The sequence below is a fragment of the Natronosporangium hydrolyticum genome (assembly GCF_016925615.1).
Classification (GTDB): Bacteria; Actinomycetota; Actinomycetes; order Mycobacteriales; family Micromonosporaceae; genus Natronosporangium; species Natronosporangium hydrolyticum.
The window spans coordinates 4,630,275-4,656,398 of the sequence record NZ_CP070499.1 but is presented as its reverse complement, the minus strand read 5'-3'; the positions used below and the strand labels follow the sequence as shown (position 1 = coordinate 4,656,398).

Here is a 26,124-nt window from a genome sequence, read left to right as displayed (position 1 = left end):
TCGCTGGCGTGAGCGCTGACACGATGGTGGGTTTCGGCTTCAAGCAGGCGTGGCTGGCGATCCGCGAGGTCGACCCGGCGACCGTCATCGCCACGCTCGGCCTGCGTGACCTCGGGGAGGCGCCGTGGCGCGACGGCATCGACCTGGCCTATCTGACCGACAACCGGGTGGCGGTGACGCCGCCGTTGCCCGGGGCCGGTGGCGCGAGGTGGGTGCTGGCGGTGGGCAAGTGGCTGCTGCGACCCGGCGCACCGACCGACGTCGCCGGGATCTCCGCCGCGCTCGACACCGAGGTGCAGTTCTTCGCTACCCATCGGGTGATGGAGCTGCACCGGTGGGAGCGGGCGCGGGCGGGCAACCTGGTGCGCGGCTTCGAGTACGTCGGAGAGACCGGCGAGGTCAATCTGTGGCACGGTGAGCCGGACCCCGCCGAACTGGCGGCCGGGCTGCCAGCGGCGATCGGCGAGGAGGTCGATGTGCTGGTCGACGAGGCCGACGTGCTGCGCGTCGCCGAGGCCTGGAGCGTCGATCCGGCCAGTCTGGACGGGGCTGCCGCGCCGGGCCCGCTGCGGTTGGCGGCGACCGACTAGACCACGCCCGGTACGCGTACCGTGGGTGAGGTGACGGATCCGATGGCTGAGCTCGCCGCCGCAAAGTATGTGCTCTTGACGACCTACCGGCGCGATGGTCGGGCGGTCGCTACTCCGGTATGGATCGTGCCGTTCGACGGCGCGCTCGGCGTCTGGACAGTGGCGGACTCCGGCAAGGTGAAGCGGATCCGGCGGGAGCCCGCGGTGACCGTGGCCACCTGCGACATCCGCGGCAACCAGCCGGGGCCGGCCTATCCGGCGCGGGCGGAGGTGCTGCCGGCCGCGGCGAGCGACCGGGTGGGGCGGGCGGTCCTCGCCAAGTACGGGTTGGTGGGCAGGCTGACCATGTGGGGCAGCCGGCTGCGCCGGGGCCGGGCGGGGACGGTGGGGTTGCGGATTCAACTGTCCGCCGACGAGCCGGTGACCGGAGATTAACCACCCGAGTCGCCGAGATGCTAGTTAGCCACCTGTCCTGCTTTGGTCAGATATAAGGCATTTATCCGGGCAACTCGGGTTGATCTGGCGGTTATACCTCTGGTCGCGGTGGGTAGCTGATAAGAGAAATGATCTGCCGACCCCGGTCGGCTGGCCGGGGGCAACCTGCACGGGAGGTGCGGTTGACATGGCGATGAGGGAAAACTACTCGGAGCAACCGGCAGCAGCGGGGCGGAGCTGGATCCGGTGGGGTGCCGTCGCCGCTGGCGCGGTCATCGGAATCGGCTTGCTCGCCCTACTTACCAGCCTGTTCGCGGCGATCGGTGGGGAAGCCCAGTGGATGGCGAACAACCTGCACTGGTTCGGCTTCATCTCGGCGGTGGTGGCGCTGTTCGCCGCCGGCCTGATCGCGGCCGTGCTCTCTAGCGCCCGCGGACTGATGGCGGGGCTCTTCCAGGGCCTGACCACCTGGGGTCTGATTCTGGTGGTGGTGGTCGCGTTCCCGTTCCCGCCGGCCCTCGGCCTGCTGACGACCTTCGGTGCGCCAGCGGTGCAGGTCGGCACCGGGCCGTTGTGGGCGGCGTTCCTCTCGCTGGTGGTGGGGTTGATCGCCGCCGCGCTGGGCGGGCTGCTCGGTGGGCTCGGCGGCGCTGACCGCGCCGAACGGCGGGGCCGCGGCACCGGCAGGTACGAGACCCGGGCCGAGCCCTCGCCGGAACGTCCGTACGCGGGACAGGCGGCCGGAAGCGGCCCCGGATACGGCTCCCGGCCGGATCAGGGGTCAGGGGCCGGGCCGCGCAGGTAGACGGTGGGGCGGGGCGGTCGGAGTCCTTCCCCGCCCACCGTCGAGCCGCTCGTTACGAGCCGCGGCCAGGTCCCGATCGCACCGGTCCGGTGCGCGTCGACATGCCAGGGTCGACGCCGCCCGGGCCGGTGCGGTCGCGCGTACGGCTGGACTGGTCCGGTCACGCGTACCGCTGGGCGGCGCGTTCTTTCGCCTTCGCCGCCTCCACCTCCCGGTTACGCGGCGCGGCGTTGGTGACCAGGCGGTCCAACAGGGTCCGGGTGGTGTCCGCGATCTGCGCGACCGCCTCATCGAAGGCCTGCTGGTTGGCGGCGGACGGCCGCGAACTGCCGCTGATCTTGCGTACGTACTGGAGCGCCGAGGCCTGGATCTCGGCTTCGGTAGCAGGCGGCTCGAAGTTGTGGAGCACCCGGATGTTTCGGCACATGCTCCCAGCATGGCACCTTGCGAGGGCGGCGGCGACCGCTCCCGCCCCGGTCGTACTGTGGACCTTCGGAGGGCGACGAAGCAACGTAACGACCGACGGAGGGTGCGGTGGCGCGCAGTGTGTACCTGACCGGGCTGGAGCCCGGCGGCGGCAAGTCGGCGGTGGCGCTCGGCGTCGCGGAGCTGCTCTCTCGGCGGGTGGAGCGGATCGGTGCATTTCGTCCGCTGGCCCGACTGACCCCCGATCCGATCATGGAGTTGCTGCATCGGCGATACGGGATGACGCTGCCCCTACCGGAGCTGACCGGCAGCGACTACGCCACCGCCCAGCAGCTGATCGGCGACGGCCGCACCGATGAGCTGGTGAGCCGGATCGTCGACCGGTTCCGGCAGGTGGAGCGGGAGTGCGACGTAGTGGTCGTGGTCGGCACCGACTACGGCCGGGACACCGGCGACCCGCAGCAGGAGCGCGGCGTCCCAGGCGAGTTCGCGCTCAATCTTCGGCTGGCGGCCGAGTTCGGCGCGGTGACGCTGCCGGTCGTGGATGGCCACGAACGCGGGGGTGAGGAGATCGCGGCGGCGATGCGCTCGGCGTACCGGGCCCTCGCCGACCGCGGCGCGGTGTTGGTCGGGGTGCTCGCGAACCGGGCGGACCCGGCCGTGCGGGAGCGTGCGCTGGCCGCCGCGGAGTCGCTGCCGGTGCCGGCGTACGTGGTGCCGGAGGAGCCGGCGGTGGCGGCCCCCACGGTCGGCGAGGTGATGGCGGTGCTCGACGCCGAGCCGGTGCTCGGGGTAGACCAGGTGGCGAGGACCCGGGACGTGCTCAACGTGGTGGTCGGGGGCGCGACCCTGCCGACTTTCCTGGACTACATCACCGACGGCAGCCTGGTCGTCACCCCGGGGGACCGATCCGACCTGGTGGTGGCCTCGTTCGCGGCTCACGCCGCCGGGCACGTGTCGCTGGCGGGGCTGGTGTTGACGCTCGGGCTGCCGCTCGACCCACGGGTGGAGCGGCTGGTCACGGCCTCGGAGCCGGTGTTGCCGGTGTTGTCGGTCGCTCGGGAGAGCTACGACACCGTCACCGCGCTGGCGGGGCTCACCGGCCGGATCAGTCCCGACAATCCTCGCAAGGTCGACGCCGCGCTCGGCGTCTTCGAGGCCGCGGTCGACACGGCTCAACTCGCCGAGCAGTTGGACGTCGCCCGCTCACACCGGGTCACACCGATGATGTTCGAGTACACATTGGTTGAACGGGCGCGGGCACACCGGCGGCGGGTGGTGTTGCCGGAGGGTACGGAGGAGCGGATTCTGCGGGCGGCGGAGATCCTGCAACGTCGCGGGATCTGCGAGCTGACCCTGCTCGGCCCGGGCGACGAGATCGCGCGGCGCGGCCGGGAGCTCGGTCTCGACCTGGCCGACGTAGAGGTCGCCGATCCGGCGGACTCGCCGTGGCGGGACGAGTTCGCCGCCGAGTACGGCAAGCTTCGAGCCGACCGAGGGGTGACCGAGGAGGCCGCCTACGACCGGATGGGGGATGTCAACTACTTCGGCACCATGATGGTCCACACCGGGCGAGCTGACGCGATGGTCTCCGGCTGCGTCCATCCGACGGCGGACACGATCCGGCCCGCGTTCGAGATCATCCGGACCAAGCCGTGGGTCTCGGTGGCCTCCAGCGTCTTCTTCATGTGCCTCGCCGATCAGGTGCTGGTCTACGGCGACTGCGCGGTGGTCCAGGACCCCGACCCGGAGCAGCTCGCCGATATCGCCCTGTCGTCAGCGCAGACCGCCGAGCAGTTCGGGGTGACGCCGCGGGTGGCGATGCTCTCCTACTCCACCGGGGGCTCCGGCAGCGGGGCAGATGTAGACAAGGTCGCCGAGGCGACGGCGCTGGTGCGGCGACGGAGACCGGAGCTGCCGGTGGAGGGTCCGATCCAGTACGACGCCGCGGTCGACCCGGCGGTGGCCGCGACCAAGCTGCCGCAGAGCGAGGTCGCGGGCAATGCCACGGTGCTGATCTTCCCGGATCTGAACACCGGCAACAACACCTACAAGGCGGTGCAGCGCTCGGCCGGGGCGGTGGCGGTCGGGCCGGTCCTGCAAGGGCTACGCCGGCCCGTGAACGACCTGTCGCGGGGAGCGACCGTCGCGGACATCGTCAGCACCGTGGCTATCACCGCCATTCAGGCCGCGGCCCAGGAGTAGTTCGCGTGGATCTTCTCGGCCCTCGCCGGTGCTAAGCTGGGCATGCCTAGCGAGGCCCGCTGCCGGGTAAGAGGGTGGTGTGCCGGTCGCTGAGCAGCCGGCGCAAACCCCCAGCGGCGGACTCAGGGCGGTGATCCACGATGGCGCGTGACCGAGGCAGCAGTGGCAGGGCGGGTGACCGGGGCGTTCCCCGGGTGATTGTCCGACCTGGTCCGGGTCGCCGACTGCTTCTCCTCTGTGGGGCCGTCGTGTCGGTCGTGGCGCTGCTCTTCGCGGCCGGGACGGTGCGCGGCTGGGCCGACTGGCTGCCGAATTGGAGCAACCCGTTCGGGCAGGAGACCACCGACCGCAGTGGCCCGGTGCTGTTGCGGTCCATCCAAGACCTCAGCCGGTTCACGGCGGCGAGCGGCAACTTCGAAGTGATCATCGACGTCGAGACGGGGCAGCGCTTCATCCCGGACTTCCTGGTCAGCGAACGGGTGCTCTTCGTCGCCGCTGGCACGGTCGACGCGTACGTCGAGTTTGGTGGCCTGGCGGAGGGCGCGGTCGAGGTGGATGAGCAGGCCAACTCGGTGGCGGTGACCCTGCCGGAGCCGGACCTGGCCAAGCCCAACCTCGACCACGAACGCAGCTACGTCTACTCGGTCCAGCGCGGCGCCGGCAATCGGATCCTGGACTTCTTCGACGGTGACTCAAGCGCCGAGCAGGAGGTCTTCGGGTTGGCGGAGGAGCGGCTGATCGAGGCGGCGGCCGAGAGCGAGCTGCGGCAGCGAGCGCAGAGTAATACCGAGCAGATGCTGGTGGGCATGCTCAGCTCACTCGGGTTCGACGAGGTGACCATCACCTTCGAGGAGGGCGAACCCGCTCCAGACTAGTTCGTCGGGTCATCAAACTACGGTCAGACCGTCGACGCCATGTGGAACGCCGAACTCGGCGGGTCGGGGTCGACCGTCACGGCGACCAACGCCGGCTACAACGGCAACCTCGGCGCCGGTCAGAGCACCCAGTTCGGGTTCCTCGGGTTCTGGGACAGCGTCAGCAACGATCCGCCGTCGCTCACCTGCAACGCGTCGTAGCTCGGATCTCGTCGGGTCTCGCCCGCCGGGGCGTGACTCCCGCTGCGGCGGGATGAGGTGTCTTCGCGGGGCCTACATGCCCAGCGTTGTGGCCAACAACGCCGGGTATGTAGGCCCGCGAGACGCCCTTGACCCGGCCCGCTCGACCGCGAGCGCGCGCGCCGACACCGGCGCGGCTCCGGCATCGCCGCTCGCTCGGACACCCCGATCCTGGCTGGTTGGGGGGACGACCGGATAAGGTCAGAGCAATGCGCCGTCTCCTGGCCGCGATGGCCGTCGTTACGCTGCTGCTCGCCGGATGCAGCGCCGGCGACGAGTCGGCCGAGCCAACCCAGGACCCGACGCAGGACCCCGCGCAGGGCCCCACCCAGGACCCCGGAGACGTGCTGGACGAGTTCGACCTCGACGACGACGAGCGGGCCGAGTTGGAGGAGCTGCTCAACGCCCCGCCGGAGGCCGCGCAGGACTTCCCGGCCTGTGCCGAGGTGTTCCAGACCGGCCGGCCCACCGCCGACGTGCTCGCGGATGTCGCCACCTACGCGATCTGTCTCGCCGAGGACGGCGTGCCCGAGTTCCTCACGACCTACCGCTACCAGTGCGACTCCCGGGACACTGAGGTGTATTACGGCATGAGCCCCCGGAGCAGCGAGTACGGCTGGGGGGTCGATGACGGCACCGAGTGGCGCTCCTGGGCCGACGAGCAGCCGGCAGACTACTGCGCCGCCGACTGACCCTGCTCCCGCAGCGGCGCGACCAGGTCGACCCGGTTGCTCCACACGCCGCCGCTGTAGCCGGCCGGGATCCGCTGCCAGTCGGCCCGGCTGTCGAAGCCTTCCGAGAAGCCGCCGTCACCGGCGACCAGGATCACCCGGGTGTCGTGCCGCTCCATCCGTTCGACGAACCGGTGCGGCCATCCCCACAGCCACGGCGCGTACGCCTCGGGGATGTGGAGCTGGCGATTGCGGCAGGCGACCGGGGTCCGTCCGGTCCAGCCGACCGCCACATAACGCAGCAGGCACCGTTCCAACATCTCCCGCGACAGGACCCGGACCTGTGGCAGCCGGGCGGAGAGCGCGGCGACCGGCGCGTCACCGCCGTAGACGGTGAGCAGCTCAAGCTGGGCCGGAGGTAGCTGATCGAGGTAGTCGGCGAGCCGTTCCCCTTCGACTGGATCGGCGCTCTTGACGTCGATCAGGAGTTCCCGATCCGCGAAGGTGGTGAGCACCTCTTCGAGGGTGGGCATCAGCCCGACCCCTTCGCCGCGGAAGGGAAACGTGGCGCCGCCGTCGGCGGTGTAGCCGTAGCCGATGTCGAGCGCCTGCAGCTGCGCCACGGTGTGGTCGCGGACCCGGCCGGTGCCGTCAGTGCGACACTCCAGCTCATGATCGTGGAACACCACCAGCCGGTCGTCCCGGGTCAGCTGGATGTCGACCTCGACCACGTCGGCGCCGGCGGCGAAGGCGGCCTCGATCGACTCGACCGTGTTCTCCAAATACGGATGCTCCGGCGGGAAGATCCGCTCGGCGGTGCAGGTGTCGTTGGTGATCCCGTCGAAGGGAAAGGTCTGTCCGAGTCCACGATGGGCGAGCAGCAGCGGCGGATCTCCGCTGGGGCCGGTCAACCGGGAGCTGTTATGGAGGTAGACCCCGCCAGCGAGCAGCACCCCGACACCGGTGGCGATAGCCAGGGCTCGTCGCCAGCCGGCCAGCCGTCGTCGAGGGTTTGCTGAATCTGGCACGTTACCTCCACCGGGGCGTTCGTCATGGGCCGCTTCAGGTCGATCGAGGGCGGACTCTACCTGGAGCTAACGCGGCTGCTGAGTGGACCATCACGCCGCCCGTAGCGCTGGCCCGTCCACCGCAGCGGCACGTCGGGCGGCGGCCGTCATGCTCCGCTGGTCGGCCGGCAGCAGCGGCAGCCGTACCGTGGCGGTCGGGATCCGACCCTGCGCGTGCAGCACTGCCTTGATCACCGTGGGGTTGGGCTCAGCGAAGAGCGCGGTCGACAGGGCGGCGAGCTCGCCACCCAGGGCCCGGGCGGTGGTGGCGTCGCCGCCCCGCCACTGGGCGATCAGGTCCGCGAAAGCGGCTGTCGCCACGTGAGCCGAGGCCAGGATGCCACCGTGCGCGCCGAGCGCGAGCAGCGGTGAGATCACCTGGTCGGCGCCGCCGAGTACGGCGAAGTCGGCCGGCGGGTCGGTCAGCAGCGCGACAGCGTCGGCGGTGACCGATGCTGGCGCGTACTTCACACCCACCACGCCCGAAAGTTCGGCCAGGCGCCGGAGCGTCTCCGTCGACAAAGGCTGGCCGGTGCGGTGCGGGACGTCGTAGACGACCAGCGGCACCGGGCTGTGCGTGGCGAGCCGGTCGAAGTAGGCGAGGACACCGGCCTCGCCGGGCTGGATGAACGGCGGCACCAGGGTGAGCGCCGCGGTTACCTCGGGTTGGCCGGCCAGTGCCCCGAGCGCCTCCGCGTTGTGTGCACCCACGATGAGCGGCGCGCCCGATTCTCGGCAGACATGCGCGGTCACGGAGAGCACCGCCGCCCGCTCGTCGGGGGTGAGCGCGGTCGGCTCCGCCGTGGTACCCAGCGCAACCAACCCGTCGGCCCCGGCTGCCAGTAGCTCGTGGGCGAGCGCCGCCAAGGGATCGAGAGCCACCTCCCCGGTGTGGTCGAAGGGAGTGATCAGCGGGACGTAGAGACCGGTGAGTGTCATGCCTCCAACCTGGCAGGGCAAACCGTGCAGTTCAAGTTCACCTTTCTTCCTACAAACGTAAGCTGTGCTGATGCTTGATGTCCGGCGCCTGCGCCTGCTGCGGGACCTCGCGAACCTGGGCACCATCGCCGCGGTCGCCGAGGCCCACACCTACACTGCGTCCGCTGTGTCCCAACAGCTCGCCGCCTTGCAGCGGCAGACCGGGGTGGCGCTGCTGGAACACACCGGTCGGCGGGTCACCCTCACCCCGGCCGGCCGAGAGTTGGTCGCCCACACCGAGACCGTGCTCGCCGCGCTGGAGGCCGCCGCGGCCGCCGTTGCCGCCGCCCGGGCTGGGCTCTCCGGCACGATCCGGCTCGGCGCGTTCCCTAGCGCGGTCCGGACCATGCTGCCGGCGGCGCTGGTGGCGCTGGGCCGCGACAACCCCGGCCTCGACCTGATGGTCACGGAGATCGATCCGGTGGCGGTGCCAGAGGCGCTGCGCACCCGCCGGCTCGACGTGGCGCTCTGGCACGACTACGACGTCGTGCCGGCGCCGCCGGACCCCGCGTTGGAGTCGGTGCCGCTCCTCGACGAGGCCGTCTACCTCGCGGCCCCAGCCGCGCTGGATGCCGCGGATGCGGACCCGGTAGCCGCCGCCCGGCACTGCGACTGGATCCTCGGCACCCCCGGCACGCTGTGCCACACGGTCGCTGTCCGGGTCTGCGAGGCTCGCGGCTTCGCTCCCCGGGCGCGGCACCATGTCGATGACTTCGACGCTGCCCTGACCCTGGTCGCCGCCGGCCAGGGCGTGACGTTGGTGCCGCTGCTCGGTGCCGGTCAGCCGCCGCCCCGGGTGCGCCTGCTCCCGCTCGCCACCCACCGCCGGACCCGGATCGGCTACCGGCGGGGCGCTGGCGACCACCCCGCGGTGGCCGCCTGCGTCGATGCGCTGCGCTCTATCGTCGAGTCACTCGAGTCTGCGACCCCGACGGTACTTGCGTGAGCTACTCAGCGAGCTGCCCCACGAGGTGGTAGCCACCGCTGTCCGGCTGGCTGCCGAGAGACGTCGCCCGCCCAAGACTCCTGGCGACCTTGCCAATGATCTGGGGAAGGCGGGCGTACCGAGCTTCGCAGAGAGACTACGGGAAATAGTCGACCAAATACGATGAAGGCGGGGGAGTAACCACCTCGGCTTCGAGGGCGTCACAGGTTACTCGTCGGTCGCGGCGACGCCGATCGGGCAGGTGGCGCCGTTCGGGCCGATGCCGCAGTAGCCGCCGGGGTTCTTATGCAGGTACTGCTGGTGGTAGCCCTCGGCGTAGTAGTAGTCGCCCAGCTCAGCGATCTCCGTAGTGATCTCGCCGTAGCCGGCCGCGGCGAGCGCCGGCGCGAACGCCTCCCGGGACTTTTCGGCCGCGACCAGCTGCTCTTCGCTGGTGGTGTAGATCGCGGAACGATATTGGGTGCCGACATCGTTGCCCTGGCGCATCCCCTGGGTCGGGTCGTGGTTCTCCCAGAAGACCTTGAGTAGCTGCTCGTAGGAGACCTTTGCCGGGTCGTACACCACCTGGACCGCCTCGGTGTGACCGGTCATGCCGGTGCAGACCTCTTCATACGTGGGATTGGCAGTGAAGCCTCCCGCATACCCCACCGAGGTCGAGTAGACCCCGTCCAGGGTCCAGAACATCCGCTCCGCCCCCCAGAAGCAGCCCATGCCGAAGACCGCCGTCGCCATCCCCGCTGGCCACGGACCTTGCATCGGGGTCCCCAGCACCTCGTGCTTGGCCGGCACCGGCAACGCGATGTCGCGGCCGGTCAGCGCCTGATCTGCTCGCGGCATCCGCCGCTCGATTCGTCCGAACACGCTCTCTATGATGCCTCGCCAGCCGCCGATCGTCGCCAGTCAGACGACTCGATCTGCAGCGCTGCTTCCGAATCCCTGGGCGGCGGGGGGCGGCGGGAAACCAGTGGAGCCCGCCCGGAGCGGTGTGGCAGCCTGTCCGGATGCGGATTCGGCGGGAGACGGCGGACGACGTGGCAGCGATCCGGGCGGTGCACGCCGCGGCGTTCCACCACGATGACGGGCCGGCGGTCCCGGTCGAGGTGGGGCTGGTCGATGCCCTGCGCGCGGACGACGGCTGGCTCCCGGCGTTGTCGCTGGTGGCGGTCACCGACGGCGGGGAGGTCGCCGGTCACGTGGTCTGCACCCGCGGCCGGGTAGGCGACTCGCCAGCGCTCGGACTGGGGCCGATCGGCGTGCTGCCTGGGCAGCAGCGACGGGGGGTCGGTTCGGCGTTGATGTGGTCGGTGCTCGGCGCCGCGGAGGCGCTGGGCGAGTCGCTGGTGGTGCTGCTGGGGCACACCGACTACTACCCGCGGTTCGGCTTCCGGTCCGCGGCCGAGCTGGGGATCGCCGCCCCGGTCGCCGACTGGGAAGGGCCGTACTTTCAGGCGCTCGCGCTCAGTGCGTACCGGCCGGAGATCCTGGGCGAGTTTCGGTACGCGGAACCGTTCCACCTGCTCTGACCAGGGCGGGATCAGAGCGCCAGTGCACTGTCATCCTCCGGATACAACCCCATGTACTGGAAGATGCGCGCCTGCACCTCTTCGAGTCTTTCGGATGGCAATACACCTAGGCGGTCCCCGAGGTCACTCTTCAGTATTGGCTGAACAGCGACGACTCGCACCCAACACTTTTTGCTCATGTTGGCTTCTCCAGCGTTTACTTTGACGCAGTAGGAGGTCTTCAGTGACGTTGAACTCGAAATAGGAGCCACCAAGACAACTCGCCAGTCTTTGTCGCTGTTGGTGTCGGGCCCACTCAAGATGACTACTGGTCGGCGCTGCTCATGATACTCGCGCTGATCATTAGGCGGGAGCGAAATGACATTGTCCTTCACGTAGTAAACGCCACCATTGATGACCAAATTATCATTCATCGTGCAGGACCGCGCTGCTAGCTTTGCGTCGCATTTCGGCGAGATCGTCCATCTCGCGTTCTATCTCATCAAAGACATCGTAATCCGTGTCTTGCTCTGGCAGACGCGATAGCACCGCTGTCATCTTGCTCGCTAGTTTGACAAGCTTTGGTCGCGGTCGAGCCAAGGAGAGGTCGAGTACCACGCCTTTTCCGCGTTTTTGCGCATCTATCATGGGTGGGGTCTGGTAGCTCAGGTCCTTGAGGCTCGTGGCTGCAAGGCTTCCGTACTCAGCGACCGCCCGCTCCAGGAATATCAAATCTTCTGGCGCCATTTGGTACCCCGGCAAATCGCCGATGAGTCTGACCTGGTAGCCCGCGTAATATGGCTCCCGCTGCACGATATTGGAATCTACAAGATTGTTCTCAAGGTGCTGTAGGATATTGTTGAATGGGCCATGGTCTAGCCATTTCCATTCAACGCCAGATATTGGCTCGTCCCCCCCGCGTACTGCTGCCAGGTCAGCTAGGTAGAGCAATTTCGCCACTTTTACTCTGGTAACGACGTATCCTCGTTCGCGGCTAAGTTGGAGCAGCGCCAAGTACGCCGCCACCGTGCGGCTCGAGGCGGTTGGCGAACTTTGGGAAGCAACCATACCCACTCACCCTACCCCCAGTTGGCCTCAACAGTGACTTCATCACCCATTAGAACACTTGTATGACGCTGTGGCAAGAGGTGGCCGGCTGAATCAGGTGGATTCCCGGATCACCAGCTCGGTGGGGAGGGTGAGCGAGCGGGGTGAGCCACCGTCGATCAGTTCCAACACCAGCTCGACCATCCGGTGGCTGATCTCTGCGAGTGGCCGCCGGACGGTGGTGAGCGAGGGCCAGATCGTGGCGGCCACGGCCGAGTCGTCGAATCCTGCCACCGCGACGTCGTCGGGGACCCGCCGGCCGGCGCGGCTGAGCGCGGCGATCGCGCCGGCGGCCATCAGCTCCCCGGCGACGAAGACCGCGTCGAGTTCGGGTGCCCGGTGAAGGAGCTCCGCCATGGCCGCCTGCCCACCGGCGGCGGTGTAGTCGCCGACCGCGATCAGCCGGTCGTCGGTGGTTTCGCCGACCGCGTCGCGCCAGCCCGCGAGCCGGTTGAGCCCGCAGGCGGTCTCGGGCGGGCCGGCGATGGTGGCGATGGTACGGCGACCCCGGCCGAGCAGGTGCCGGACCGCTTCGGTGGCGCCGCTTCGGTCGTCGGCGGCGACGTAGACCGGCGCCGGTATGTCGTCGGCGCCGGGTGCCGGGTCGGTGGCGGGGAACGGGGTGCCGTAGACCACCACCGGCACTCCGGCGCCGTGTAGCTCGTCGGCGATCGGGTCGCTGGCGTGGGCGGAGACGACCAGTGCGCCGTCGACCTGCCCGCCCAGCAGGTGCCGGCGTACCCAGGAGCGGAGGTCCGGGCCGGTGGTGACCGCGACCGTGAGGATCAGGTCGTGGGCGGTGAGCTCCTGGGCGCAGGTGCTGAGTAGCAGGTTGAAGCTGGGGTCGGCGACCAGCCGCTGTGGTGGTTCACACAGGACGAAGGCGACTGACTGGGCGCGGTGGCTGGCGAGGTTGCGGGCGTTGCGGTTGACCACATAGCCGGTGCGGGCGACGGCCTGCTGGATGGCGGTCATGGCCCGGCTGCTGACCCGGTGTCCGCCGCGCAGGGCGCGGGAGACGGTGGCTCTGGAGACCCCGGCGGCGGCGGCGACGTCGTCGATGGTGGGTCGGGGAAGCACCGCGCGGGACGGCGGGGATGGTGGGTGTTCACTGTGGTCGGGCACGCACACTAGTGTCGCTGACCACTGGTATTTGTCCAGTTACCAGCGGAAATCGAACTGGCGTCGAATGCCCAGCTAGTCCGCTATTGCCACGCTAAGTACGATCAACTGTGAGTAATCTCACCATTGACTCACCGTTGCTGATTTGATCCACGGCTAGGTCGGGTTCGCGCTGCGGCTAGGCCGAGTCCCGGATCACCAGTTTAGTCGGCAGAATTACCGCGGCCGGGGACTCGCCGTCGATCAATGCTCGCAGCAGTCGGACCCGGTAACCGCTGTTAGATTGCGATGAACGCTGCCTTGATTCGACTGTAAGCGCTCACAGTTGGGACCTCCGTTGACGCTGAGTAACCCGGTTTCGCCGTCCGAGCCGCCGTCCGAGTCGTCGTCCGAGTCGCCGACCACCGGCGCGGTCCCCGGCTGGCCCCGCCGGCCGGGCGGCATCGCCTACGGCGGTGACTACAACCCCGAGCAGTGGCCGGAGCAGGTGTGGCGCGAGGACGTCGAGCTGATGGGCCAGGCCGGGGTCAACCTGGTCAGCGTCGGGATCTTCTCGTGGGCCCTGCTGGAGCCCGCCGAGGGCCAGTACGACTTCGACTGGCTCGACCGGGTGCTGGAGCTGCTGCACCAGGGCGGGGTCGCGGTCGACCTGGCCACCCCGACCGCGGCGCCGCCGGCTTGGCTGGTGCGTCGCTACCCGGAGGTGCGGCCACAGACCCGGGAGGGCGTCGTGCTCGGCCCGGGCGCGCGAAACGGCTTCTGCCCCAGCTCCCCGGCGTATGCCGAGGCGGCCACCCGGATCACCGAACAGCTCGCCAAACGGTACGCCGGCCACCCCGCGGTGGTCATGTGGCACGTCCACAACGAGTACGGCGGCCACGTGCCGGCCTGCTACTGCGAGCGCTCGGCAGCGGCGTTCCGGCGCTGGCTCGCCGACCGGTACGGCGACCTCGCCGGGCTGAACCGGGCCTGGGGCACCGCCTTCTGGGGCCAGCGCTACGGCGAGTGGGAGGAGATCGAGCCGCCACGGGCCGCCCCGACCACCGTCAACCCGGCCCAGCAGCTGGACTTCCTCCGGTTCAGCAACGACGCGTACCTGGCGTGTTTCATTCGGGAGCGGGACCTGCTGCGCGGGCATGCCCCGGGGATCCCGATCACCACCAACTTCATGGCGACCGCCTGCAAGAACATCGACTACTGGCGGTGGGCCGCCGAGGTGGACGTGGTCGCCAACGACCACTATCTACAGGCCGAGCAGCCGGAGAACCACATCGAGCTGTCGATGACCGCCGACCTCACCCGGTCGCTCGCCGGTGGCCGGCCCTGGATGCTGATGGAGCACTCGACCAGCGCGGTCAACTGGCAGCCCCGCAACATTGCCAAGCGCCCCGGCGAGCTACGGCGCAACAGCCTGGCGCACTTTGGACGCGGCGCCGACTCGGTGATGTTCTTTCAGTGGCGCGCCGGCGCATCCGGCGCCGAGAAGTTCCACTCGGCGATGGTGCCGCACGGCGGGACCGACACCCGGATCTGGCGGGAGGTGGTCGAGCTCGGGGCCGACCTGCGGGCGCTGGCCGAGGTGCGCGGCAGCGAGGTGGCCGCCCAAGCGGCGGTGCTGTGGGACTGGCAGTCGTGGTGGGCGCTGGAGCTGGAGGGGCGGCCGTCGGTCGACGTGGGCTTCCGGCAGCTGATGTTGGACTGGTACGAGCAGCTGTGGCGCGCCGGGCTGACCGTCGACTTCGCCCCACCGGATTCGCCGCGGCTCGACGACTATCCGCTGGTCGTGGTGCCGAACCTCTACCTGCTCACCGAGCCGGCGGCGGCGAATCTGGCCCGCTATGTGGAGCGCGGCGGCACCCTGGTGGTGTCGTTCTTCTCGGGCATCGTCGATGCCGACGAGCGGATCCATCTCGGCGGTTACCCGGGTGCGCTGCGGGAGCTGCTGGGGGTCTGGGTGCCGGAGTTCCGGCCGCTGCGAGCCGGCGAGACGGTGCGGCTGCGCGCGGCCGACGGGCCGCCGGGGGCGCCGCTGACCGGCGACGTCTGGGCCGAGGAGGTGCAGCTCCACGGCGCCGAGGCGATCTGGTCCTACGAGGATGGGCCGGCGGCCGGGGCGCCGGCGGTGACCCGGCACCCGGTCGGCGATGGGGCCGCCTGGTACGTCTCCACCCGGTTGCGCGGCCCGGAGCTGGCGACTGTGCTGGCCCGGGCCTACGCCGACGCCGGGGTGCCGGTCTCGCCGCCCCCGGCCGGGGTGGAGCTGGTCCGGCGGGTCGGCGAGCAGGACTCCTATCTGGTCGCGATCAACCACTCCGACCGGGACGCCACGGTCGCCGGGCAGGGCCACGAGCTGCTGACCGGCGCCGACTGCGCCGGCCAGCTGTTCCTCCCCGCGGGGCAGGTCCGGGTGGTCCGGGAAGCGGCAGAACCCCGCCGATCATGAGCCAGGTGATGGACCCGCTCGGCGTGTCGGGCACCTAGCTCATGATCGGCCGGCGGGTACCGGTGGGCGGGGGTAGCGCGGCGGCGATCCGGTCCCGGTAGCCGACCGCTTCGGCCTCGTCGGCGTAGCGGCGGCGGGGCCACAGGAACCCCCGCAGCCCGTCGCCCTTGGTCCGCGGGATCACATGGACATGCAGGTGGGCGACGGATTGCGAGACCCGGTTGTTGATCGCCACAAAGCTGCCCTGGGCGCCGAGCCCAGCCGGCAGCGCCGCCGCCACCCGTTGCACCTCGGCGAAGAACCCGCCCAGGGCGTCGGTTGCCAGGTCGGTAAGCGTCTCGACGTGGGCCCGCGGCACCACCAGCACGTGACCTGGGAAGACCGGCCGGGTGTCGAGGAAGCCGACCGCCGCCGGCGCATCGAGGACCACGAAGCCGGGCGCCTCGCCGGCGACGACGGCGCAGAACGGGCAGCCGGTCACGTGGCCACTCTAGCGACCGCCTAATCTCCCTGTATGAGCCACGGTTTCGACACCCGCGCGATCCATGCCGGCCAGCCGCCGGAGCCGCGTACCGGAGCGGTGATCCCGCCGATTTACCAGACCTCCACCTACGCCCAGGAGGCGGTCGGGTCGCCCCGGCTGGGGTATGAGTACAGCCGGTCGGCCAATCCGACCCGGGACGCGTTGCAGGAGTGCCTCGCCGCGTTGGAGGGCGGCGCGCGCGGGCTGGCGTTCGCCAGCGGCCTGGCCGCCTCCGACGCGTTGCTCCGTACGGTCTGCCGCCCCGGCGACCATGTGGTGATCCCGGACGACGCGTACGGCGGCACCTACCGGCTCTTCGCCAAGGTGCTGCAGCGCTGGGGTCTGGAGTGGAGCGCGGCGCCGGTGGCCGACCCGGCCGCGGTCCGGGCCGCGGTCACCCCGCAGACCAAGGTGATCTGGGTGGAGACGCCGACCAACCCGCTGCTGGGCATCGCCGACCTGGCGGCGCTGGCCGAGGTGGCTCAGGTCGCCGGGGCGCTGCTGGTGGTGGACAACACCTTCGCTTCGCCGTACCTGCAGCAGCCGTTGGCGCTCGGCGCCGATGTGGTGGTCCACTCCACCACCAAATATCTGGGTGGGCACTCCGACGTGGTGGGTGGTGCGGTCGTCACCGCCGACGCCGGGCTCGGCGACGAGGTGGCGTTCCACCAGAACGCCATGGGCGCGGTGGCCGGGCCGTTCGACGCCTGGCTCACGCTGCGCGGGATCAAGACCCTCGGGGTCCGGATGGACCGGCACTGCGACAACGCCGAGCGGATCGTCGACTTCCTGGTGGAGCACCCGAAGGTCAGCAACGTGCGGTATCCGGGGCTGCCGCAGCATCCGGGGCACAAGGTCGCCGCCGGCCAGATGCGCCGGTACGGCGGGATGGTGTCGTTCGAGGTGGTCGGTGGTGAGGCGGCGGCGGTCCAGGTATGCGAGCGGACCGAGGTCTTCCTGCTCGCGGAGTCGTTGGGCGGGGTCGAGTCGTTGATCGAGCACCCGGGGCAGATGACCCACGCCTCGGCGGCCGGTTCTGCGCTGGAGGTCCCCGGTGACCTGGTGCGGCTGTCGGTGGGGATCGAGACCGTCGATGATCTGGTGGCGGACCTGGATCAGGCGCTGCGCTGACTCGTTGAGCCATGCGAGGCCGTAGGGAGGTGCGAGGGTGAGCTGGGTCGGGGCTAGCGCGAAAGAGATCGCCCGGGCGGTGCGTAGGGGGGATGTCTCCGCAACCCAGGTGGTGGCCGACCATCTGGACTATGCGCGGACAAAAGACGCGTACAACGCGTTCCGGCTGCTCCGGGAGGCCGAGGCGGTCGGCGAGGCCGAGCAGGTCGACGAGCAGGAGGACCTCGCCGGAGCCTCGCTGGCGGGCGTGCCGGTGGCGGTGAAAGAAAACACGCCGGTCGCCGGGGTGCCCACCTGGCGCGGGTCGGCGGTGGCCCGCGGGCCGGTGGCTGAGACCGACCACGAGGTGGTTCGCCGGCTGCGCGGCGCCGGGGCGGTGGTGATCGGCACCACCCGGATGCCGGAGCTGGGGCTGTGGGGCACCACCGACGACCCGAGCGTCATCACCCGCAACCCCTGGGACCCCGAGCGCACTCCGGGCGGATCATCCGGCGGCTCGGGCGCGGCCGTCGCGGCCGGCCTGGTGCCGATCGCCCACGGCACCGACGGGCTTGGTTCGGTACGGATCCCCGCCGCCTGTTGCGGGCTGGTGGGGCTCAAGCCGGGTCGCGGGGTGGTGCCGAGCCGGCTCGGTGCCGACAGTTGGTTCGGCCTGACCGAGCACGGCATCCTGGCGACCACCGTCGCCGACGCCGCCGCCGGGTTCGCGGTGATCGCCGGGCAACGCCCCGGCAAGCTGGTCGAGCCGGCCCGCCTCCGGGTGGCGGTGGCGACCCGGTCGCCGGTCAGCGGGGTCCGGCTGGACGCGCCGAACCGGGCCGCGGTCACGGCCGCCGCCCGGATGCTGCTCGCCGCCGGCCACGACGCGGTCCGCGCGGCGCCGACTTACCCGACCTGGCTCGGCTTCCGGGGGATGGCGACCTGGACCGCGGCGGCGTACCGCGAGGCGACCACCGCCGACCTGGACATCTCGGCGCTGCAACCCCGCACCCGGCGCAAGATCGCCATGGGGCGGTGGGCGTGGCAGCGCGGCTATGTCCGCGAGCGGGATCGCGACCGGTGGCGGGAGCTGGCGCTGGATTTCTTCCAGGGCTTCGACCTGATGCTGGCGCCAGCGCTGGCCGGTCCACCACCACCGGCGCTGTTCTGGTCCCGGCGCTCATATCAGAGCAACCTGGCCGCCAACCTCCGCTACTCGCCGTACGCGGCGCCGTGGAACATCGCCGGCCTGCCCGCCCTGGTGGTGCCGGTGGGGCAGCGGCCGGATGGGCTGCCCGCCGCGGTGCAGCTGGTAGGCCGTCCCGGCAGCGAACGGCTGCTGCTCGCGGCGGCCGGCCAGTTCGAGCAGGCCACCCCGTGGCCGCGCCATGCCACCATCGCCGGAGCGTAGCCAGCCGGCTCGGGGGTCAGCTCGCCTTAGCCGAGCTGCTCGACCTACGCAGCTTCGCCGCTGTCGGCGGGTGCGATGGTTGCGTTCCTCGTCGGCGGTGCGGCAAGGAGCATTCGCATCTCCGGATAAGGGTCATGAATGGGGGTCCGTTGCTGGCGGCAGCGTTGCCGGACTTCGCGAAGTTCCGGACCGGCTACATAGTGGCGGCCTCGGCGCTCGCCCCGAGCTTCGAGGATGTCGGCTTCGGTTAGCCGAGCGAGGTCGCGGGTCGCCGTTCGATCTTCGAGGCCAGACACCCTCGCGTACCACGGTCGGCGGATGCGGTAACCCAACACTGCTTCATAGAGCAGGTTCGTGACGCGTTCGGGCCACCCATGCCGGGCAACGAGCTGGTCCAGCTCTTGCCAGACCGCAGCCGCTTCCTCGAACCGGCGGGCGACGGTCTGCGCCTGGATGTGGTGGGCCCGGAGATTGAACGACACCCACAGCGCGGCGGAGCCTTCGGGGCGCCAGGAGCCCATACCGGTCGTAGCGAGAACGCGGTAGTAGTCCTCGGTGTTCCTGCCCAGCCACTCCTCGACGCTGGAGAACGCGGGTTCGAGGATAGCCTCACGTGACAGCACCATTGTCTGGAGCGCACGAGCCATCCGGCCGTTGCCATCCCGGAACGGGTGGATCATCACCAGGTTCAGGTGCGCCATCGCTGCCCGGACGAGCGGGTCAACCGTGCGGGTTTCCTGTTCCATCCGCAGTCGCTGCGCGAGCAGCGTCATGAGGTGTGGCACCTCGCTGGCTTCCGGGCCCTCGTAGACGCGTTCGTTGGTGCGTTCGTCATGCACGTAGATCGGCCCTGGCCGGTACTGGCCCGGGCTCTTGGTCAGATCGTGCTGGAGCATCATGTAGTGCATGCTCCGGATCACCGAGGTGTTGAACTCGAAGTAGGGATCACTGGCGCTCTGTAGGACATAGCCCAGCGCCTGGCGGTAGCCGCGGATCTCTGCGAACGTTCGTTCGTCCGCGCTTAGCGGCTCCTCGTCTTCAAGCGCGGCGGCCGCGTCGTCCTCGGCCACAATGTATCCCTCGATGCTGTTAGAGCCCTGGATAGCTCTCGCCAACATGGTCTTGCGAAGCCCTCCGGTCCAGCGGCGAGGTGTCCGGAGCATCACTGCCAGCTCGCTTCGCATGTTGTGGATCTCTGCCAGAACGCGTTCGTCTTCGCTGGTGAGACTGGGTGTTGAATAGATCATCTTCAGGATGTCCTTATGTCTTTATCTTTCGGACAAGGCTACCGTGCGGGGCTCGGGGTGTCGCTTAGTAAGAGACAAAGAGACATCGGCGCGGGCGGTCGTGGCTTAGGGGTCGTTCACCGGAGCCCGGCGAGGTGGCACGATCGAGGGCATGACCGAGATCGTCCCGCTCGCGGAGATCGAACGTGCCCGTGACCAGCTGGCCGGGGTTATCCGGCTTACCCCGCTGGAGCCGTCCCGGCCGCTGAGCGCGGTGCTGGGCGGGCCGGCCTGGCTCAAGTGCGAGAACCTGCAACGCGCCGGGTCCTTCAAGATCCGCGGTGCCTATGTGCGGATCTGCCGGCTCTCGGAGGAGGAGCGGGCCCGCGGCGTGGTCGCTGCCAGCGCCGGCAACCACGCCCAGGGGGTGGCGTTGGGGGCGCGGCTGTGTGGCGCCGCCGCCACCGTCTACATGCCGGCCGGGGCGCCACTGCCCAAGATCGCCGCCACCAAAGGGTACGGCGCCGCCGTCGAGCTGGTCGGCCACACCGTCGACGAGGCGCTGGTCGCCGCGCAGGAACACGCCGAGCGTACCGGTGCGGTCTTCATCCATCCGTTCGACCACCCGGACGTCATCGCCGGCCAGGGGACCCTGGGGCTGGAGATCCTGGAGCAGTGCCCGGAGGTCGCGACGGTGGTGGTCGGGGTAGGCGGTGGCGGGCTGGTCGCTGGTGTCGCCGCTGCGATCAAGGCGACCCGGCCGGAGGTCCGGGTGGTGGGGGTGCAGGCGGCCGGTGCGGCCGCCTTTCCCCCTTCGCTGGCGGCCGGGCAGCCGGTCCGCCTGCCCACGTACCGGACCATCGCCGACGGGATCGCGGTCGGCCGCCCCGGAGACCTCACCTTCGCGCACGTCAGCAAGGTCGTGGACGAGGTAGTGACCGTCTCCGACGAGGACATCTCGCAGGCGCTGCTGATGCTGCTGGAACGCGGCAAGCTAGTGGCCGAACCAGCCGGCGCGGTGCCGATCGCGGCGCTGCTCGCGGGCGCCACCCAGGTCGCCGCGCCCGCGGTGGCGGTCCTGTCCGGCGGCAACATCGACCCCTTACTGATGTTGCGGGTGATCGAACACGGGCTTGCCGCAGCCAGCCGGTTCCTGCGGTTCACGGTGCGCTGTGTCGACCGTCCGGGCCAGCTCGCGGCGCTGCTGACGCAGCTCGCCGAGCACGGGGCGAACGTGGTCGACGTGGCCCACCAGCGCTACGACCCGCAGCTGCGGATCGGGGAGGTGGAGGTGGCGCTGTCGGTAGAGACCCGCGGCGCTGGCCACGCCGACCAGTTGCTGACCGCGCTGCGCGACGGCGGCTACGAAGTCACGCTGATCGGCCATCCCTGAGCGCCGGCGCGGCGGTAACCCCCCCGATGGCCGGTGGGCCGACCCGCAACGCGGATCGGCCCACCGGGCTGGGGCTGGCTACGGGCGGGCTCACCCGGAGTACGGCTCCAACTTGGTCACGGTGACCTTGATGTCGGCGCCGCTGGGGGCGGTGTAGGTGACGGTCTGGCCGGCTCGGGCGCCGACGATGGCCTGGCCGAGCGCTGATTCGGGGCTGTAGACGGTCAGCTCGGTGGTGTCGGCGATCTCGCGGGAGCCGAGCAGGAAGGTCTCGGTGTCCTCGGTGTCGTCGTCGAAGTAGATCGTGACCACCGTCCCCGGACCCACCGCACCGTCGCTGGCGGGGGCCTGCCCGACCCGGGCGGTGCGGAGCAGATCCTGCAGCATCCGGATGCGGGCCTCCTGCTTGCCCTGCTCCTCCTTGGCCGCGTGATAGCCGCCGTTCTCCTTCAGGTCGCCCTCTTCCCGTCGAGCGTTGATCTCGGCCGCGACCACGGGACGGTTGGCGATCAGCTGATCGAGCTCGGCCTGGAGCCGCTCGTAACCCTCCTGGGAGAGCCAGGTAACGGGCGCCTCATTCGCTGCGGACACAGACACTCTCCTCGTCGACGAGCATTCTTACTGCTTGTTGCCGGTCGGTGGCGAAACCTCCAAGTTACCAGTTGGCCGGCGCCCGGCGAGGGGAGTAATTCCTACGGTTCCGGCCAGCAGCGTTGGACTTCACCGGTGACCGGTCGGTCGCTGGTGGCGAGCCGGTGCACCACCTGCGGCCGCGCCTCGTCGCCAGCGGGGATGCGAACCTCGTCGCGCCCGACCTCCGCCCCGTCCCGGGACCGGGCCCGCACCGCGCAGACCGCGGTCTCCCCCGGCGGCACCACTACCGAGAACTCCACCACCACCTGCTCGTCGGTAACGTCGTAGAAGCGTTCGACGGTCGCCTCGTAGGGGCGCCCCGGGCCGTACTGTTCACCGAAGGTGACCGCGACGACGGTCCCGGCCAGGATCACCGCGGTGGTCGCCGCGGCGGCGACCACCAGGCGGGTTCGGCGGCTGCCGAGTCGCCGGGGATCCCGGCGGCGGCCGTATCGTCCGGGAGGGAAGGCCGGACCGGCCGTGCCCGACCCCGAAGGGGGGATGATTGTGGCTTTCGTCTCGCTCACGGCGGAACGTACCTCCCAGGCCGACCGGACGTCACTCCAACTGGGCAGAATGGTCCCATCCTACGAGCAGACCAGGAGAAGGCAGTGACCGAGCAGCTGCGGCTGATGGCCGTCCATGCGCACCCGGACGATGAGTCCAGCAAGGGCGCCGCGACCATGGCCAAGTATGTCGCCGAAGGGGTGGCGGTGCAGGTGGTGACCTGCACCGGCGGGGAGCGCGGAAGCGTACTCAACCCGAAGCTGGACCGGCCCGACGTCTGGGAGAACATCGCCGAGATCCGCCGGGCGGAGATGGCCGCCGCGCGGGCGATCCTCGGGGTGGATCAGGCGTGGCTCGGGTTCGTCGACAGCGGTCTGCCCGAGGGCGACCCGCTGCCACCACTACCAGCGGGGTGCTTCGCGCTGCAGGACGTGGCGGTTGCGGCGGAACCCCTGGTCAAGGCGGTGCGGGAGTTTCGGCCGCACGTGATGACCACCTACGACGAGACCGGTGGCTATCCCCACCCAGACCACATCATGTGCCACCAGGTCTCGGTGGCCGCCTTCGAAGCGGCCGGTGACCCCGAGCGTTACCCGGCGGCCGGGCCGCCGTGGCAGCCGCGCAAGCTGTATTACCACATGACCTTCTCCAAGGCCCGGCTCACCGCCCTCCACGAGGGCGTGCTCGCCGCGGGCCTGGAGTCGCCGTACGCGGAGTGGCTGGCCAACTGGGACGACTCCCGGGACCGCGGCGAGCGGATCACCACCCGGGTGCCGTGCGCCGACTACTTCCCGGTCCGGGACGACGCGCTGCGCGCTCACGCCACCCAGGTGGATCCGGACGGCCGGTGGTTCCACGTCCCGATGGAGATCCAGCAGCAGTTCTGGCCGACCGAGGATTACGAGCTCGCACGTTCCCTGGTCGAGCGGAGCGGTGCGATCGAGGACGACCTCTTCGCCGGGATCCGGGAGTCGGCGACCTGCCGCTGAACGGCGCTCACCGGGCGGCGTACGGTAGGGGGCGTGGAGCTGACGGAGCTGGCGGCGAACTACTTCGGCAACACCCGCGACGGCAGCCTGGCCGGGCCGATCGGGGCATTCCTGATCGCCGCGCTGGCGGTCACGATGGTGTTGCTGATCCGCAACATGAATGCGCGCATCCGGCGACTGCCGGAGCGGTTCGAGCGCTCGGAGCCGACGGTTGACGGCTCGGGTGACTCCTCCCTGTCGGTTACGCCCGGTGAGCCAAAATCACGAAACGGCTAACTCATCCGATCATCCCTATCGTCGGCGATCGGGATGCCCTAACCTTCCTCTGATAGCGGGCGAGCGCTGCGTCCGCGGGTCTCCCCGGTCCGGTCCACGGAAGGGAGGGTCGTGACTCTCGCCAGGAACCTCATCCTGGCGGTGGCGCTGGTGACGCTCCTCGGGGGGTTGTGGGTCGCCGCGGAGTCGCCGCCGTGGTGGCGGCTCATGCTCGCGATCGGCGTGGCTGCGGCCACCCACCTGCTACGCCAGCGGCTCCGGGTCGGACCCGCGGTTTTCTACCTGGCTTGGGGCGAGGCCGCCCTGGTCATCAGCCTGTTCCTGGTGCCGGCCGGCTGGGTGCCGCTGGCGGTGCTCTGCGGGGCGATGGTGGCGGTGGCCGGCCGAGCGCTGCACTTCCGGCGCCGACCGCCCGAGACCGTGCCCGAAGTCGCCGGGGTGTTGACGATCGCCGCCGGGGTCGGCTCGCTGATCGCGGTTAGCATCAGCGACCCGTACGCCTCTGGCCTCTCCGGCCCGGTGGCGCTCGGGCTGGTCCTCGCCGCCCTCGGCTACGTGGTCACGGTTACCGGGCTGGCGCATCTGATGCTACGGCTGCGCCGGGGGGTGTCTGCGGGGCTGCTGCTCCGGCGGACGCTGGTCTACAAGCTCACGATGCTGCTCGGCAGCTTGGCGGTGGCGCTGCCGGTGGCGGCGTTGGCCCGCGCCGAGTGGCGGTGGCTGCTGGTGTTGCCGCTGGCGCTGTGGCTGCTGCACTGGAGCTACACCTACCGGATCCGCAGCCGGGAACGGCGGCGGATGTGGGCCCGGTTGGCGGCCGCGACCCGGTCGCTCAACTTGTCGGACGAGGCTGCGGTGGCCGCCGCCGGGGCCCGGGGGGCGTTGGAGGTCTTCGCGGTCGGCCGGGCCGAGGTCCAACTCAGCCGCGGCACGGCCGGCGCTCAGGCCTGGGTGGCCGACACCCGAGGGGTCCGCCCGCGGGATGCCCTGCCCGACCCGGAGACCCGGGTGTGTACCGCGGTCCCCCTACTCGCCGCCGGTCAGGAGGTGGGCGTACTCCGGATCTACTTCCCGGAGCAGGCGGGGCCCGGCAACGGTGAGTACACCGCCTTGCGGGTCTACGCTGACGCGCTCGCCGCCGCGCTGCAGGACACCGCCACCCACGAAGAGCTGCACCGGTTGCTGGAGCGGTCGGTCTACGACGCGCAGCATGATCGGCTCACCGGCCTGCTGAACCGGGCGGCGTTGCTGGCCCGCGGGGAGACCGCGGTGCAGCTGTCGCCGCATGGTTCGCCGGTGGCGCTGTTGTTGGTCGATGTCGACCACTTTCGCGAGATCAACGACACCCTCGGGCACGCCGCGGGTGACCAGGTGTTGACAGTCACCGCCGCCCGGATGCGGGAGCATGCGCAACCCGGAGAGCTGCTCGGGAGGCTCGGCGGCGATGAGTTCGCGTTGCTCGTCCCGGTCCCCGGGCGGGCTGCGTTGAGCGAGGTGCAGCAGTCCGCGGTCGAGCGGGGCCGGGAGTTGGTGCGGCGGCTGGCGGCGGAGGCCGACATCAACGGGGTCACCGTCGCGGTCGAGTCCTCAGTCGGGGTGGTGGTGGCGCCGGCCGGCACCGCTGACATGGCTGAGCTGCTGCGCCGCGCCGACGCCGCGGTACGCCAGGCAAAACAGGGCGGGGGGACGGTCGGCTGGTACGACCCGCGGCAGGACGCGAGCAGCCCGGACCGGCCGGCGTTGCTGGCCGAGCTACGCGCCGCCCTCGACCGCAACGACGAGCTGGTGCTGGCGTTGCAACCGGTGATCGAGCTGGCCACCGGTGCGCCGATCGGGGTGGAGGCGCTGGCCCGGTGGCGGCACCCGCAGCGAGGGCTGCTGCCGCCGGCGGAGTTTCTCCGTGCGGTGGAGAACAGCGACCTGCTCGGGCTGTTCACCGAGTACGTGATCGACCGCGCGTTGGCGGTCGCGGCCCAGTGGGCCCGCCGCGGCTCGCCGTTGCCGGTTGCGGTCAACCTCTCCGCCCGCAGCCTGCTCGACACGCGACTGCCACGGGTGGTCTCGGCGCTGCTACGTAAGCATCGGTTGCCGGGCCGGCTGCTGGTGGTCGAGATCACCGAAACGGTGATCACCAGCGAGCAGCCGGGGGTGCTGGAGGCGTTGCGTAACGTGCGGGCACTGGGCGTGCGATTGTCGGTGGACGATTTCGGCACCGGGTACGCCTCGTTGACGCTGCTGACCCAGGTGCCGTTGGACGAGGTGAAGCTCGACGGGGAGTTCGTCGCCCGGGCCGCCGAATCGGTCGAGGCGGCCGCGATCGTCCGGACGACAGTCGAGTTGGGGCGGGAGATCGGAATCCGGGTGGTCGCGGAGGGGGTCGAGACCGAGCCGCAGCGCACGCTACTGACCCGGCTCGGCTGCACTGCCGGGCAGGGGTTCCACCTGGCCGCCCCGACCGGGGCGGAGCAGATCGGCGAGCTGCTGCGCAGCCTTTCGGCGGGCGCGAAGCGGCAGCGTTCGTCGCCCGCACAGACCGCCTGAACTCCCGGCCGAATGTGAGTTGGGCCGCACGCCGCTGCGGGTTGGAATGCCAGAACCACGCCGCCGGTTGCGTTCCGTGTAGGAATCTATACGCTAGGTGTCG

The 26,124-nt window shown here is 70.3% G+C and carries 27 protein-coding genes and 1 pseudogene; 17 read left to right on the top strand and 11 right to left on the bottom strand.

Translation table 11 applies throughout. From position 1 onward, the window contains the following. Positions 1 to 8 precede the first annotated feature (8 nt). The 3 genes from JQS43_RS20950 (at position 9) to JQS43_RS20940 (ending at position 1,830) form a co-directional block, all read left to right on the top strand. On the top strand, positions 9 to 590 hold the full coding sequence (locus JQS43_RS20950; protein ID WP_239676086.1) for a hypothetical protein: 582 nt from the start codon (positions 9 to 11) through the stop codon (positions 588 to 590). Positions 591 to 632: 42 nt separating this feature from the next. Continuing rightward, positions 633 to 1,025 carry a PPOX class F420-dependent oxidoreductase gene (locus JQS43_RS20945; protein WP_239679519.1) on the top strand — a complete coding sequence of 131 codons (393 nt, stop codon included), beginning with the start codon at positions 633 to 635 and terminating at the stop codon, positions 1,023 to 1,025. 187 nt (positions 1,026 to 1,212) lie between these two features. Then, positions 1,213 to 1,830, top strand: a complete 618-nt coding sequence (locus tag JQS43_RS20940; protein WP_239676085.1) for a hypothetical protein — start codon at positions 1,213 to 1,215, stop codon at positions 1,828 to 1,830. Between the two features lie 160 nt (positions 1,831 to 1,990). Here JQS43_RS20940 and JQS43_RS20935 read toward each other — a convergent pair whose 3' ends face one another. Beyond that, positions 1,991 to 2,257, bottom strand: a complete 267-nt coding sequence (locus tag JQS43_RS20935) for a DUF2277 domain-containing protein (RefSeq protein ID WP_239676084.1) — start codon at positions 2,255 to 2,257, stop codon at positions 1,991 to 1,993. 107 nt (positions 2,258 to 2,364) lie between these two features. On the opposite strand from JQS43_RS20935, the gene pta reads away from it, so the two are divergent. The 4 genes and pseudogenes from pta (at position 2,365) to JQS43_RS20915 (ending at position 6,268) form a co-directional block, all read left to right on the top strand. Beyond that, positions 2,365 to 4,461 carry a phosphate acetyltransferase gene (pta, locus tag JQS43_RS20930; RefSeq protein WP_239676083.1) on the top strand — a complete coding sequence of 699 codons (2,097 nt, stop codon included), beginning with the start codon at positions 2,365 to 2,367 and terminating at the stop codon, positions 4,459 to 4,461. A 248-nt stretch (positions 4,462 to 4,709) separates the two neighbouring features. Continuing rightward, positions 4,710 to 5,336 (top strand): DUF4230 domain-containing protein, encoded by a 627-nt coding sequence (locus JQS43_RS20925; RefSeq protein ID WP_239676082.1) that lies wholly within the window; start codon positions 4,710 to 4,712, stop codon positions 5,334 to 5,336. A gap of 30 nt (positions 5,337 to 5,366) precedes the next feature. Next, positions 5,367 to 5,537, top strand: a pseudogene (locus JQS43_RS20920) (cellulose binding domain-containing protein); the annotation flags it as partial. A 248-nt stretch (positions 5,538 to 5,785) separates the two neighbouring features. Continuing rightward, positions 5,786 to 6,268, top strand: coding sequence for a hypothetical protein (locus JQS43_RS20915; protein ID WP_239676080.1), 483 nt, complete (start codon positions 5,786 to 5,788; stop codon positions 6,266 to 6,268). Here JQS43_RS20915 and JQS43_RS20910 read toward each other — a convergent pair. Both JQS43_RS20910 and JQS43_RS20905 read right to left on the bottom strand, forming a co-directional pair. Next, positions 6,250 to 7,275, bottom strand: coding sequence for a glycerophosphodiester phosphodiesterase family protein (locus tag JQS43_RS20910; protein WP_239676079.1), 1,026 nt, complete (start codon positions 7,273 to 7,275; stop codon positions 6,250 to 6,252). The genes JQS43_RS20915 and JQS43_RS20910 overlap by 19 nt on opposite strands. Positions 7,276 to 7,365: 90 nt before the next feature. Continuing rightward, positions 7,366 to 8,253 carry a dihydrodipicolinate synthase family protein gene (locus JQS43_RS20905; RefSeq protein ID WP_239676078.1) on the bottom strand — a complete coding sequence of 296 codons (888 nt, stop codon included), beginning with the start codon at positions 8,251 to 8,253 and terminating at the stop codon, positions 7,366 to 7,368. A 70-nt stretch (positions 8,254 to 8,323) separates the two neighbouring features. On the opposite strand from JQS43_RS20905, the gene JQS43_RS20900 reads away from it, so the two are divergent. Continuing rightward, complete coding sequence (locus JQS43_RS20900; protein WP_239676077.1) at positions 8,324 to 9,238, top strand: LysR family transcriptional regulator; 915 nt, start codon at positions 8,324 to 8,326, stop codon at positions 9,236 to 9,238. Beyond that, a complete protein-coding gene (locus tag JQS43_RS26415; RefSeq protein ID WP_476739033.1) occupies positions 9,180 to 9,404 on the top strand; it encodes a VapC50 family PIN domain-containing toxin in 225 nt (74 codons plus the stop codon). Before JQS43_RS20900 ends, JQS43_RS26415 begins: the two co-directional genes overlap by 59 nt. A 41-nt stretch (positions 9,405 to 9,445) precedes the next feature. Here the strand turns inward: JQS43_RS26415 and msrA are convergent, their stop codons facing one another. Beyond that, the gene (gene msrA, locus JQS43_RS20895; RefSeq protein ID WP_239679518.1) at positions 9,446 to 10,075 is read right to left on the bottom strand and encodes a peptide-methionine (S)-S-oxide reductase MsrA; all 630 of its coding nucleotides are present in this window, start codon (positions 10,073 to 10,075) and stop codon (positions 9,446 to 9,448) included. A 164-nt stretch (positions 10,076 to 10,239) separates the two neighbouring features. Between msrA and JQS43_RS20890 the strand changes: the two genes are divergently transcribed. After that, positions 10,240 to 10,761: a GNAT family N-acetyltransferase gene (locus JQS43_RS20890; protein ID WP_239676076.1), complete on the top strand. Its 522-nt coding sequence runs from the start codon at positions 10,240 to 10,242 to the stop codon at positions 10,759 to 10,761. A gap of 11 nt (positions 10,762 to 10,772) precedes the next feature. Here the strand turns inward: JQS43_RS20890 and JQS43_RS20885 are convergent, their stop codons facing one another. The 3 genes from JQS43_RS20885 to JQS43_RS20875 form a co-directional block, all read right to left on the bottom strand. Then, complete coding sequence (locus tag JQS43_RS20885) at positions 10,773 to 11,174, bottom strand: type II toxin-antitoxin system PemK/MazF family toxin (protein ID WP_239676075.1); 402 nt, start codon at positions 11,172 to 11,174, stop codon at positions 10,773 to 10,775. Beyond that, a complete protein-coding gene (locus JQS43_RS20880) occupies positions 11,167 to 11,808 on the bottom strand; it encodes a Panacea domain-containing protein (RefSeq protein ID WP_239676074.1) in 642 nt (213 codons plus the stop codon). Before JQS43_RS20880 ends, JQS43_RS20885 begins: the two co-directional genes overlap by 8 nt. A gap of 93 nt (positions 11,809 to 11,901) precedes the next feature. Beyond that, complete coding sequence (locus JQS43_RS20875; RefSeq protein ID WP_239676073.1) at positions 11,902 to 12,972, bottom strand: LacI family DNA-binding transcriptional regulator; 1,071 nt, start codon at positions 12,970 to 12,972, stop codon at positions 11,902 to 11,904. A gap of 334 nt (positions 12,973 to 13,306) precedes the next feature. Between JQS43_RS20875 and JQS43_RS20870 the strand changes: the two genes are divergently transcribed. Then, positions 13,307 to 15,412, top strand: a complete 2,106-nt coding sequence (locus JQS43_RS20870) for a beta-galactosidase (RefSeq protein WP_239676072.1) — start codon at positions 13,307 to 13,309, stop codon at positions 15,410 to 15,412. A gap of 34 nt (positions 15,413 to 15,446) precedes the next feature. On the opposite strand, the gene JQS43_RS20865 is transcribed toward JQS43_RS20870, so the two are convergent. After that, positions 15,447 to 15,893, bottom strand: coding sequence for an HIT family protein (locus JQS43_RS20865; protein WP_239676071.1), 447 nt, complete (start codon positions 15,891 to 15,893; stop codon positions 15,447 to 15,449). 33 nt (positions 15,894 to 15,926) lie between these two features. Between JQS43_RS20865 and JQS43_RS20860 the strand changes: the two genes are divergently transcribed. Then, on the top strand, positions 15,927 to 17,066 hold the full coding sequence (locus JQS43_RS20860; protein ID WP_239676070.1) for a cystathionine gamma-synthase: 1,140 nt from the start codon (positions 15,927 to 15,929) through the stop codon (positions 17,064 to 17,066). A gap of 37 nt (positions 17,067 to 17,103) precedes the next feature. After that, positions 17,104 to 18,456 carry an amidase gene (locus JQS43_RS20855; RefSeq protein WP_239676069.1) on the top strand — a complete coding sequence of 451 codons (1,353 nt, stop codon included), beginning with the start codon at positions 17,104 to 17,106 and terminating at the stop codon, positions 18,454 to 18,456. 44 nt (positions 18,457 to 18,500) lie between these two features. Here the strand turns inward: JQS43_RS20855 and JQS43_RS20850 are convergent, their stop codons facing one another. Beyond that, the gene (locus JQS43_RS20850) at positions 18,501 to 19,526 is read right to left on the bottom strand and encodes a Fic family protein (RefSeq protein ID WP_239676068.1); all 1,026 of its coding nucleotides are present in this window, start codon (positions 19,524 to 19,526) and stop codon (positions 18,501 to 18,503) included. 328 nt (positions 19,527 to 19,854) lie between these two features. On the opposite strand from JQS43_RS20850, the gene ilvA reads away from it, so the two are divergent. Further along, positions 19,855 to 21,075 carry a threonine ammonia-lyase gene (gene ilvA / locus JQS43_RS20845; protein ID WP_239676067.1) on the top strand — a complete coding sequence of 407 codons (1,221 nt, stop codon included), beginning with the start codon at positions 19,855 to 19,857 and terminating at the stop codon, positions 21,073 to 21,075. Positions 21,076 to 21,165: 90 nt separating this feature from the next. Here ilvA and greA read toward each other — a convergent pair whose 3' ends face one another. Further along, positions 21,166 to 21,666 carry a transcription elongation factor GreA gene (greA, locus tag JQS43_RS20840; RefSeq protein ID WP_239676066.1) on the bottom strand — a complete coding sequence of 167 codons (501 nt, stop codon included), beginning with the start codon at positions 21,664 to 21,666 and terminating at the stop codon, positions 21,166 to 21,168. Positions 21,667 to 21,767: 101 nt separating this feature from the next. Beyond that, entirely contained in the window at positions 21,768 to 22,235 is a 468-nt protein-coding gene (locus tag JQS43_RS20835; RefSeq protein ID WP_239676065.1) for a DUF4307 domain-containing protein, read from the bottom strand. 84 nt (positions 22,236 to 22,319) lie between these two features. Between JQS43_RS20835 and mca the strand changes: the two genes are divergently transcribed. The 3 genes from mca to JQS43_RS20820 all read left to right on the top strand — a co-directional run bounded on the left by mca (position 22,320) and on the right by JQS43_RS20820 (position 26,021). Continuing rightward, complete coding sequence (gene mca, locus JQS43_RS20830) at positions 22,320 to 23,204, top strand: mycothiol conjugate amidase Mca (protein ID WP_239676064.1); 885 nt, start codon at positions 22,320 to 22,322, stop codon at positions 23,202 to 23,204. Positions 23,205 to 23,237: 33 nt separating this feature from the next. Further along, a complete protein-coding gene (locus JQS43_RS20825; RefSeq protein ID WP_239676063.1) occupies positions 23,238 to 23,480 on the top strand; it encodes a hypothetical protein in 243 nt (80 codons plus the stop codon). Positions 23,481 to 23,591: 111 nt separating this feature from the next. Next, complete coding sequence (locus JQS43_RS20820) at positions 23,592 to 26,021, top strand: putative bifunctional diguanylate cyclase/phosphodiesterase (protein ID WP_239676062.1); 2,430 nt, start codon at positions 23,592 to 23,594, stop codon at positions 26,019 to 26,021. The last annotated feature ends 103 nt before the right edge of the window (positions 26,022 to 26,124 follow it).